The organism is Bacillus sp. FSL R5-0434, assembly GCF_038004745.1.
Lineage (GTDB): Bacteria > Bacillota > Bacilli > Bacillales > Bacillaceae > Bacillus > Bacillus halotolerans.
The window spans coordinates 1,815,456-1,828,287 of record NZ_JBBORV010000001.1 but is presented as its reverse complement, the minus strand read 5'-3'; the positions used below and the strand labels follow the sequence as shown (position 1 = coordinate 1,828,287).

The 12,832-nt window shown below is 45.7% G+C and carries 1 protein-coding gene; it reads right to left on the bottom strand.

Translation table 11 applies throughout. The annotated features are described in order from the left end of the window. Positions 1–25: 25 nt before the first annotated feature. Entirely contained in the window at positions 26–12,823 is a 12,798-nt protein-coding gene (locus tag NYE43_RS09280; protein ID WP_341061661.1) for an SDR family NAD(P)-dependent oxidoreductase, read from the bottom strand. Between the last annotated feature and the right edge of the window lie 9 nt (positions 12,824–12,832).

Genomic DNA, 12,832 nt, shown 5'->3' with positions numbered 1-12,832 from the left:
GAGAATTTCTTTATGGTTCATACGATTAACTCCCTTCTATGATGTTTTGCACACTCTTAAAATCCAAATTCCCTTGCGCCACCTCTTGCATCAAACCGATGATTTGCTCGTCAGTGTACAGGCTGTTGGTTTGATTTTGCGGCAGAGCCTCCGCGCTTCGGTTTTTTCCTTCAGCTTTTAAGGCCACATAAGCAGAAAGCGCTTGGATTGTCTGGAATTCAAGAAGCTCCCGGCCGGTCAGCTTGATCTGAATGGTCTTTTCTAAATGACGCATCAGCTTTCGGCCAAGAATTGAATCCATCCCGTATTCTTGAACGTTTCTTTTAAAACTGATTTGATGCCGTGACAGGCTCAGCTCTCGTTCCAGAAATTGTACGATGATGTCTTGAATGTGTTTCTCTTCATTGGACTCGTCAGTCTCACTTTGGGCGACTTGTGACGATGGCCTAATATTCTTATCTGATGAGATCCAATAGCGTTCCTTTGCAAATGGATAGCCAGGTAACGGAACGATACGGACATTATTGTCTTCATGGAGCAGTTCCCAAGAAATATGATTACCTTTCGTCCACCAATCTGCTATCTTTTTAAAATCTTTTTCTATGACGACCGTTTTCAGAGATGTCTCATCTCGTTCTTCTGAAATGTCTTCCGCATTCCCTGTATAAAAGGATGTAAATTGGCCGAATGATTCACCATTCTTCACTGCTTCTGCAAATTCCTTCAATTTTCGCACCAGTTGTTCCTGATTATTCACTACGATCGCCAGTCTTGCTTCCATTGCTTTTCTTCCAACCTGGAGTGTATACGCAACATCAGGTAATGAAAGGCTGTCATTATGCTCTGCATACTCAAGCATTTGCAGAACAGCATCGTGAAGCCGATCCTCATTTTGAGCAGAAAGCACGATAACTTGCGGACATTCGGTTGGCTCTTGATGCGCGGATGCCTGCTCATCCGGAATGTATTCTTCAATTACTGCATGCGCATTCGTCCCGCTGATGCCCGTTGTGCTGATTGTCCCCATCCTCGGATTATGATTTTTTCTGATCCATGGCTGGTTCTCTTTGTGAAGCACAAAAGGGCTTTCTGCAAACTGAATATAGGGATTGCTCGATTGACATTCATGGGTAGCCGGAATGGTTTGATTTTTCATAGCCATCAGCATACTGATCAAAGCAACCACACCGGAAGCTGCAAATGTGTGTCCGATTAATGATTTAATCGAGCCGATGGTGCAAAATTGCTTCTGTTTCGTATATTTGCTGAACGCACCCGTTAATGCCTGTACTTCAAGCGGATCTCCCAGATTTGATCCAGTGCTGTGCGCCATCACATATTGAATATCCAGCGGATTGATCTGATATTTTTCATAAATGCTTTCTATTAATTCCGCCTGACTAAAAGGATTGGGAGCTGTCATTCCATTGGTTTTGCCGTCATAATTCACGCCGCTTGCTTTTATACATCCATAAATGTGATCTTGATCTTCAATTGCCTTTGATAATGGTTTCAGCAGAACAGCTGCTACCGCTTCACCAGGCACAAGCCCATTGGCATCCTGGTCAAACACTTTGCATTGGCCATTTGGAGAAAGCATTTCCGCCTTTGTCAGCGCCTCATAAGACATTTGAGAAATATTCAGACTGACGCCGCCGGCTAAAGCCATTTCACAGTCTCCCTGACGCAAGGCTGCGCAAGCCTGATGAATGGCTACAAGTCCTGAGGAACATGCTGCCGTCAACGCCATATTAGGTCCTTTTAAATCTAATGCATATGCAATTCGCGCAGCCAATGTGGCGTTTTGAGTGCCGGTAATGTAATCCGTATCACCGGTTAAGTGGGCATATTCTCCTTCTTCCACACCCACATAAACGCCGCAGGACTTTCCTTTAATCCGGTTTCCCATATATCCTGCGTCCTCAAATGTATGCCATGCTTCTTCCAGAAACAATCGCTGGCGCGGGTCCATACTTTCAGCTTCTTTAGGCGATATGTGGAAAAACAGCGGATCAAATCGGTCTATGTCTTTCAAAAATGCGCCCCATCTCGGCACTTCTGCTTTCTCTGGATGTCCTTTGACTTCACGCCAATCCCAGCGGTCTTTGGGAATTTCTGAAATGCATTTTTTTCCGTTTTTCAGATTGTTCCACAATTCATGAACCGAATCAGCTTGAGGAAACCTGCCGCTCATTCCGATAATGGCGATAGGCTCTGTGTAAAGCTGCCGGCCGCTTCTATGGCTGTTTTGTGTTTCGAGTGCTGCAGAAACCGGCACTTCAGCTTCTGCCTGATTCTGAGTATCAGATGCATCATCCCGGTAAAATTCTTCGATCAGGCCTTTATGATCCGTTAAAAAGAAGCGGATCAATTCTTTTAAAGTCGAATAGCCAAAAAATAATGCAGGCGTTATCTCGACTTTGTAATAGTCAGTTAACACGTTCGAGAATTTAGCCAAGTAGATGGAATCAAATCCAAAGTCGGCCCAGTTCTTATTCAAGTCTAGCTTGTCTTTTGAGATCTTAAGCAAGGTGTGAATATGCGTTTTCAAGTCCATTTCCAAACGTTTTTCAACGCTAAGGTGCTTCATCCCGCCCGATGTTTCTTGTGCAGGCGGGGCTATCATGTCCGGTTCTGGAACGGCACGTTCAGTCATTCCTAAAAAGCGGCGGACCCGGCTTGGCTGACCGGCTATGATAAGATGCTGCGCATCCTGCTGAGACAAAATGTGTTCAAACATACGTATGCCTTCTTCCGCTTCTAAGAAGCGCTGACCGCTTGACTTCAGGTACATCTCGGTAGTTTTGGCATTCCCGATTGTCATCCCGCCGTCCTTCCAAACAGGCCAGTTGATAACAAATGTATTACCGTGATGAAGCTCGTTTCTGTAATGTGCATAAGCCATTTGGAACCGATTCCCTACCGCATAATCACAAAAACCAAAGTCTCCTAAAATAGCAGAAGACGAAGAGAAGTAACAGATAAAATCCAGGGTTTCTTTTTTAAACCACTCGTCAAGCGCGATCGTTCCATTGATTTTCGGTTCAATAATGCGCTTGAAGCTATCCATCTCTTTTTCAAAAATAGAGGACCCGCTTTCGATACCGGCGGCATGAATGACACCATTGATGGTGCCGTACCGGTCTTTTCCGCGTTTCACGCAGTCTCCCATTGCGATCGGATCACACACATCCGCCTCTGCATACATGGCTTCGCCGCCTAACTCCCTCAATGCTTTTAGCTGCTTTTGTTTTTCTTTGTTGATAGGCGTTCGTCCTGTCAGAATGATGTTCGCGGCATAGTTTTTAGCCAAATGCTTGGCGAATAAATAACCGAGCCCTCCTAACCCGCCTGTAATCAGGTAAGTTCCCCCGGACTTCAATTTGCTGTTGCCTGGCTGTAACGTTGTCTGTTCAATCTGACATACATAACGTTTCTCATTCTGATACAAGACGGTTTGTTCGGTTGAAGCCTGTAATTCCGTCCAGATCTTGCTTGTCCAATCGTCCATTGATTCTTTTGGAATTTGATCAGCATCCTGAAAGATTCCTGTCACTTTCGTATTCGGAAGGACTAGCCCGAGTGAACGTTCAAATCCTATCCATGATTCCAGATAACTTCGGTCAAGACCATTTTCAAAACATCCAGCCAATAACACACGGGCAGGTTGAATCTTCGCGGCCGCCATAGCTTGCAATAAATAGACTGCACAGGAATAATCCTGACTACAGCTTGAATCCTCCGTCGCCCATAAATAGAGGATTGCATCCGGTTCTCCATGTTCTTCCTGAATCCTACGGAAGGCTTTCTCCAAAGTGCCGGGATCCTTCCGTACAATTTGATAAGAGTATTGAGACTGTTTGCCGTACGTTTCGCCTTGAGAAACAAATATGACCTGGGTCTCTGGATCAAAGCTTTTCACAGCTGAAGCAAATGCTTGTTGCTTGTCTCTGTCAGTCAGAAAACAGACGAGAGTTGTGAAGCTTTTCGATGTGAGAGACACCTGCTGTTCTTTCCATACTTCTTTAAAGGTCATCACCTCGAAGTCTTCTTGCTCTTGGTGTTCTATATTGTTTTCAAAGGACGTTGTTCTCTTTTCAACACTTGATGCCCAGTAATGTTCCTTCGCAAATGGATATGTCGGCAGGCTGATTCGGATCGGCTTATGAGCTCCGTACAGCTTTGTCCAGTCAAAAGACAAGCCCTTCACCCAAAGATCCAGTAATTTCGTAAATTTCCCTTTGCTCATCCAGGCGTCTATCATCTTCTCCGTATCTTCATCAGCTGATAAGAGCGCTAATGCTTGTTTATTACCGTCGATACGATCCAGATACAGATCCTCTGCTTTCATTTCTATAAAATCTAGCAGCTTGCTCTCTAGATCTTCTATTGATTCGGCAATAAAGCCAAGCCTTTCCTCCATTGCTTCACGGCCTGTTTGCAGCGTAAAGGCAATCCGGACCAGATCTGATTCACTGTACCTTTTCTCGCGAACGGCAGTGAGCAGCTGCTCCGCTCTTTCTTGAAGCCGTTCAATGTTTTTCGCTGACAGCACGATCAGAGCAGGAGGATGAGCTTGGGGTGTTTGTGCCCCGGTTTTCGGAATATATTCTTCTAAGATCAGATGGGCATTTGACCCTCCGGCGCCAAAACTGCTTAATCCGGCGCGTCTTGGCACTTCCCGACCATCAATGATCGGCCGCTTCCATTCACCAAGCTTTTGCTGAACGATAAACGGAGTTTGACTGAATTCAATATTTGGATTCAAACGCTCAGCATGCAATGATGGTGCGATTTGACCGTATCTAAACTGAAACAGTATTTTTGTCAAACCAGCGATGCCGGCTGCACTTTCACAATGACCAATATTGGATTTGCTGGAGCCGATCGCGCAGAACTGTCTTTCTTGTGTATCTTCCTCAAACGCTTTTGTTAATCCAGCAATCTCAATCGGATCTCCTAATGCAGTGCCTGTTCCGTGTGCCTCCAGATAACTGATCGTTCTGGCTGGGATATTGGCATGCTGAATGGCTTCTTTAATCAGCTTGGCTTGGGCATTCGGATTTGGAACCGTATATCCGTTGGTTTTGCCTCCGCTGTTAATGGAGCTGGCCTTTATCACCCCATATATATGGTCACCGTCTTCTATTGCTTTTTGCAAAGGCTTTAAAATGACGGCACCCACTCCTTCTCCGTCAACAAACCCATCTGCGTCATCACCGAATGATTTACATTTGTCAGTTTCAGAGAGCATGTTCATGACAGATAAGTTCTGATAGTGAACAGGGTCGACAACTAAATTGACGCCGCCGGCAATGGCGCACTCACTTGATCCGCTGTAAATGCTTTCTAACGCCAAATGGATCGCTGTCAGAGAAGACGAACATGCTGTGTCAACAGCAAGGCTCGGGCCTTGGAAATTCAGCAAATAGGATACCCTGTTGGCAATGGACCAATAGCCGTAGCCAGTAGGATAATTTTTGTTCATTACTCCGGCAAAGACGCCGACTTTTCTGCTTGAGCAGAGCGAGTCTGGTGTGTATCCCGCATCTTCAATACTCGCATAAGCGGTTTGCAGGAATAATCGCTCCTGAGGATCCATTCTTTCTGCTTCTAGCGGAGAAATTTGAAAGAATAAAGGATCAAAAGTATCCATACCTTTGATAAATCCGCCCCATTTTGTATAAATTGAGCCTTCTTTTCCTTTTTCTTTATCGTAATATGCTTTCCAATCCCAGCGGCCTTCCGGGATTTCCTCTATACAATTTCTTCCTTCTTTTAGATTGTTCCAAAATTCTTCTGCTGTCTCCGCCTGAGGATAACGCCCGGATATGCCGATAATGGCAACATCACGGCTGACCGATGCTTGTGCCAGTGATGGTGCTTCTTTCTCGCGGCTGCGGCCAAGCTTACGATAGCGCCGGGTTGTGTCAGGCGCCTGCCCAGCCTCCTGTGAAGATTTGTTATTGATTGCTACCGGCTTGTCATTTTGCACTTGACGGTCAAGGCCTGTCAGTCTCAAAAGTGCTGCTTTTTTCGTTTTGATTAAGTGTTCCACTAACGCGTCTATTGTCTGATACTCAAAAAATAAAGTGCTGCTCACATGGTCTAGTTCCTTACGTAATGTATTCGTGAGCTGAACAACGACAATAGAATCGATGCCGTACTTTTCAAGCTGTTCAGATGAATCAATTTTACTTGCAGGGATTTTCAATGTTTGTCCGATTAGTTTTTTCATATACTCGGTGCTTTTTTCTATCAAGACGGCATCTTTTGATGGTCCGCCTATCTCTGAAGCTACGTTTTGGACAGATGCCGGCTCCTTCCTCGCTGAAGAAAAATCCTTTTCTGCAGGAGGCACCATTTCCATAGCCATACGGCGCACCACTCCGTTGCTTGAGGCTGCTATGATCTGGTGACTGAGGTCATGTGCTGCTTCTGCCGGGAAGAACACGGATTCAAAGCCTTCGCTTTCTAAGACCTCTTTCCATTTGTTTGGATATAGACCAGGACAGCCGGGAATTCGCAGCGCAGGATCTTCATACAGCCACCAGCCTTCCAACAGTCCGAAGGTGATGTGTGGAAACAAGCTGTTTCCCGCCATTTCATTTAGTAACAGCAGTCCGTTGTGCTTCATCACAGCTTTTGCATGCCGCAGCGTTTGGCGAATATTTTTTGTCGCGTGAAGAACATTAGCGGCAATTACAACGTCATAGCCGCCTGCCTCGATTTCCTGCTGATCGATTGGTTTTTCTACGTCAAATAGCTGATATGTCAGGTAAGGATTTTCCGCCCCATACTCTTTTTCTGCATGCAGCAAAAACGCCTTTGAAAGATCTGTATAACAATATTCTCCTATATGATTTTGATAGGTTTTCAGTTTTTGAAAGATTCCGGCACTCGTGCCGCCAGTACCCGCGCCTATCTCCATAATGCGAATGGAGGCTTTAGGGTCCTGTTTCAGCCGTTCATCTACGTAAGCTGTTAACGTATCAGCGAGCACTGTATTGAAGTAGTCTGCAACTTGGTTATACTTATAAATACCTTCCACCAATTCCATTGACGAATGAGGGAACATGATATCCGTCGCAGGCACCTTCCCTGTCAGGATATCCGGTAATGCTTTCAGCATGGCCTCAGCTAATACAACCATCGCTTTTGTGTTACTGTCTTGGAGCCATTCTGATTTTTTTGCATCCCATTCATTCCAAAGCATGTCTATATCCTCTGCCTTGTCCTTCCTCACCAAAGAATCTCCATCTTTTTTAAGGTAGTCTTGCTGCAGAAGGAATTCGCTGCTTTGCCGGAGCCACTTTTTATAAAACTCACGAGTATTGTTGTTTCCTTGAAGACGTTCAACCGATAATGTATGACCATCAAACAGCCCGGCCGTCTGCAGCTGCGCTAACAGAAGTCTGTAAAGGAGAGCGTCCAGCTCCTCGTGTGTTACTCTTTTTATTTTCCGTGTTTCCGGCAGGCGTCTCTTCAGGCTTTCGGCGTCTATCGAAGGCTGTTGCGGGTAAAGGGTGATGAATTCCTTCTGATTCACGCCTTCGACTGCAACAGGTTTAGTCGTATGAATGAAAGCCGTTTGGCTGACAGGCCCTGAAAGCAGGGCTTCTAACGCTTTCATCCCTTCCTCAGGTTCAATTAAGCCTAAGCCAATTTGATTCATGAGCTGCACATAATTTTCATCTTCGGCCGCTTCACTGTTCCCCCAATATCCCCAATTCATGACGTTAACGGGACAACTCCAGCTTTGGGACAGCCGGTAAGCAAATGCATCTGCGAATGCACAGCCAGAGGCATAATGGCTTTGCTTCACATTTTTGATATGGGACACAAGCGAAGAGAAAAATAGAACAAAATCCAAATCCTCCTGCTGAAATACTTGGGCCATATGAACACTTACATCCACCTTTGCCGCCAATCCAGCTCTGAATTCTTCGAGCGTCATATTTTCCAGGCTTTGTTCAAATAAAACCATTGCAGAATGAACGATCCCATGAATATGAGGATGGCGTTTTTTCACTTGTTCATAAGCCTGCTGCAATGAATGCATATCCGCAGCATCGGCTGCAATATAGTAAGGCGCAGGTCCAAGTGCCGAGAGACGGTTTAATTTTGCTTGGATGGCATCATTGATTTGACTGCGTCCAATCCAAACGATCTGTGCCTGATAGCGGCGGATCATATACTCACTCCACGCCTCTCCGATGTACCCAGCTCCTCCAATAACCACATACACTCCGCCGGTTCGATATAACGTATCATTTGACGGGGATTGCTGATAGGGAATCAATTGCTGCTGATGCCATTGGTGATTCCGATAGGCCCACGCGTGCCCAAGACGGTCTGCAGGGAGTGTAAACATCTGTTTGATCGGCCAAGTGCAGCCTTCTTCAAGGTCAATCAGCCGGATCTTCCAATGCGGATATTCCTTAGCCATTGTGCCAATGAGTCCATGAATGCTAGCATGAGCAGGATTGACAGCTTCATGCTGAGTAATCGGCTGCGCTTGGACGGTGATAATTGACCATTCCAGCTTTTCCCCGCCATAGCCTAATTGAAGAAGTGCTTTCACAAGCTTAAATACGTGAAGAACGTTTTCTTCCTGTTCTTCAATAAACATCTGCTCTGAGTGTAGCGGAGCCCACAGTACATGGTTAATGCTGCCGCACGCTTGCAGCTTGTTCGCTATCGTTTCCATGTGATCTGCCGGCTGGATATCCAAAACCACAGCCTGAGGATAGTATTGTTTCATTAACTTCTGTTCGTGCTCAGTACCCCCTAATAAAACGGCTTGTCCACCGGCAGCCGAGACACCGCTCTCCGCATTTGGAGACACTGGTTCCCAGACAGGAACCATCATCGTATGTCCTATCGATGATGAATCCGCTGCTATTGCTTCCGGAGATTGATGTTCTCCTTCCAGCGCTCTAATGGAAGCACCCTTCATTTGCACACAGACATTCCCGTCTTCATCGCATAGTTCAATATCATACTTTCTGATTTTGTCCTCTGCCTTACTGTCTGAACTGAATCTAATATAAGACCACATTTCAGAAGGGCAAGGGGCAAGAATGTTAAGTTCCTGCATTGCAAACGGCAGAGACAGCTTATGGACTTGAGCATCCGTATTAACTGAGCTAACGATAAAACCAATCGATGCATGGAAAGCGGCATCCATCAAACTCGGATGGAGCATGAATTGCTTCTTACCGTCTTCCAAAAAAGCGGGCAAGGAGATTTTTGCAAGCAATTGTTCGTGTCCGATAAGCACTTTTTTAATCCCTTGATAACCCTCTCCATAGTCAAGCCCTATCTTCCGAAACGCCGCATAGCATTGCTCTGACGTCACTGTGTCCAGACTGCATTCTGCCTGCAGCGCTTTAATATCTAAAACAGGAATGTCCGGTTCAGCCCCTAGGATTGCAGTCCCTTGGCTGTGTATCATCTGGTTTTCATCTTTGCTGTAAATCTCATAGCTGATCTCTCCGCTCTCCTCAGGATAAAGGCCAATATGTATCTCTTTTGGTTCACTTTCAATCGCGATAGGACGAATCCAGACGATGTCTCTGAGCGACACAATTCTTTGTCCATCTTCCAGATCACCCGCTGCTTTTTCCGCTGCTTCCCTTGCCATTTCTAAATAGGCAACACCCGGCAGGATTTTCTGTCCCTGCACAACATGATCTGATAGAAAAAATTCCTTACCTGTGAAGCTAGAGCTAAAGCGCTGCTCAGAAAAGTCTGACGTATTCCTATGCAGCAGCGGATGTAATGCAGAATTCGTTGTTCTGCCGCTGATTTTCGTCTCAGGTGCCGGTATCCAGTAGCGTTCTTTTGCAAACGGGTAGGTTGGAACACTTATTTTAAGCGGCTTGCAAGAGCCGTAGAGTTCATCCCAGTTGACCTGTTTTCCTTGAACCCATGATTCCGCGATGTTCTTCAAATCTCCCGCTTTTGCCCCGGTAAACCCTTGGCCCTCTTTGGCCTGTCCGGTCCAGCAGCGATCGGCTTCTTCACCTTTTACAAATGCTTGAAGTTGATGAATTAGATCCTTTATGTCTTTTACGATGAAGGCTGCCCGCTCCTCCATTTCCACCCGTCCTGCCTGCAATGTATAAGCAAGCTCAAAAAGATTAATGTCCTCGTGAAGAAACTCAATGAGTTTGCCGGCGTATGCTTGCAGCCTGTCTATATTTCTCGCCGACAAGGGGATAATTGCCTCTTCATATTTCACCGAAACAGAGGCTGAGTCGTTCTCTTTCGGGATGTATTCTTCCAAAATGATATGCGCATTGGACCCTGACGCTCCAAACGAACTTACACCGGCACGGCGGGGATACTTAATCTCCATTCCGTTTTCTGTCAATGCCGGCCGCTCCCATTTCTTTGCTTCGCGCTGAACAAAAAACGGTGATTGATCCAGCTCCAAATAAGGATTCAGCTCTTCTGAGTGTAGGGATGGGACCAGCGTTTTATAATACAGCTGCAGAACGGTCTTCGTTAACCCGCTGATGCCGGCTGCAGATTCAGCATGGCCAATATTTGATTTCACAGAACCGATCGAACAAAATTGCTGATCCTGCGTATTTCGGCTGAAAGCCTTCACCAATCCTTGAATTTCAATTGGGTCTCCTAATGAGGTGCCGGTGCCATGCGCTTCCACATAGCCGACCGTACGCGGATCGATTCCTGTTTTTTCTAAGCAGGTTTCTATAACATCGGCTTGCGCTATAGGGCTCGGAACCGTAATACCGCTGACTTTGCCTACATGATTAATGGCACTTCCTTTGATGACGGCATAAATCCGGTCACCATCCTGTTCAGCTTTTCGCAGAGGCTTTAATAATACCGTTCCAACCCCTTCTCCAGAAACGTATCCGTCACCGCCTTCGCCGAATGTATGACAATAGCCGTCACTCGAGTGCATCCCCACACTGCCATAGCTGATATATTTAGCTGGATGCAGAGATAAATTGACACCCCCTGCTATCGCAGCCTCACATTCACCATTCCGGATGCTTTCTATCGCCAAGTGAATGGCAGTCAAAGAGGATGAGCAGACCGTGTCCACTGCCATGCTTGGCCCATGGAAATTACAGTAGTAAGACACTCTATTGGCGATTTGCGCATAGTTCAGGGACAAAGGAAATGGATTTTGTTCGGATAAAGCTTCAGCACCTATAAGGGAATAGTCCTTATGCATGACACCGGCAAAGACGCCGACATGCCGTCTTTTATTAGCGCCTCGCTGTGCAGCAATTGTCTCAGGCGTATAACCTGCATCTTCAATGGCTTCCCAGCATGTCTCTAAAAATAAGCGTTCTTGAGGATCCATGGTTTCTGCTTCTCTGGGAGAAATTCTGAAGAATTGCGGATCAAAACAATCGGCATCCTCAATGAACCCGCCCCATTTTGAAAAGGGCTTTCCAGAAGGTGTTGTCAGTTCATCGAATTCCTTCCATTCCCACCGTGATTTCGGAATTTCACTGATGCAGTCTGTTCCAGCCTTAAGATTTTCCCAAAATTCTTGTATGTTTTTCGCCTTAGGATAACGGCCTGCCATCCCAATGATCGCAATGTCCTCCGCTTTTTTTGGCGGGGAAGAAAGAGCATCTAAAGACTCCGGCAGTGATGCAGGAGACTGGCGGACAGCATCGTCCGCCTCTCCAAACAAATAGTTTTCAGCCAAATGCGCTGATAATTCTGCAATCGTTGTATATTCAAACAGCAAAGTGGGAGAGAGATCTTCTCCAACATGAGATCCTATCGCCTGAACAATTTCAAGCAAGGATGGCGAATCTAACCCAAGCTCATAGTACCCGGCGTGAATATCCATTTGTTCTGCCGGTTTTTCAAGCTGTTCAGCCAGCAACTGACGCAGTAACCTTTCAAACGCATTGTATTTCCGGCCAGCGTCATGAGAGACAGAAGTTTCTTTTACCACTCTCTCTTCCTGGAGCTGATCGATTTCTTTTTCAGGCTGAAAGGCCTTCGCATCCCGGACAGACTTGCTTGCGAAGTTTTTAAGTTCGGCTATTTTTTGTCCAGAAGAATTAAAATATTCAATGGTCATATAAGTAAGCTCGTTTTTCTGGCGCACGGAGGAAGCCTGAATGCGCGCCGCACATTCTTTTTGTAATGGCTCCGAAGCTGTAAAGGATTCGAAAAACAAAGGCAGATACACAGTCTGTTCGTTTTTATTTACACTTGAAAGCAAGCCGCTTGACCCTAAACCGCTGCCGTCGATGAGCGTCGGATGAAACATAAAAGCCTCAGAATGAAGCAATGCTTCTTGTCCGACAGATACATCAATCAAAGCGGCCTCTTTTGTTTCATATACCTGTCCTTCTGCTTTCATCATGCCTGTATGCACTAATTCTTGACGGCGGCATTGATCATAAATGTCGTCCAAATTCAGAATTCGGCCGGCCGCTTTTTTCCATTGATGAAGGTCAATCTTTTCCGTGAAAGCAGCTGGTGCTTTATGATGCATCTCGGCCGAAGCATATCGTCTATGACCTGATAACGACTCTCCATGCTGTTTTTGCCCTTCAATTAAGATGGACCATGTCCCTTTTTTGCTTTCAGACACTTGAATCGTCAGGGCAATGTCATACGATGCTTCCGCGATCAAAGGATAAAAAATGGTCAGATTTTTCAGTTCTAGCTCTTGATAAGCGTAACCATGTTCTTGGAATACTTGATAAATCAGATCTATATAAGCAAGGCCGGGTAATAACGCTTGTCCATATACCTTGTGATTGCACATGATAGGATTATTTAATGAGATGCGCAGTTGTTCAGTTATCATGTTCCCACT

Excerpts from the sequence above, each read along its gene's own strand:
- NYE43_RS09280 (WP_341061661.1), bottom strand. The coding sequence starts at position 12,823 with ATGATAACTGAACAACTGCGCATCTCATTAAATAATCCTATCATGTGC.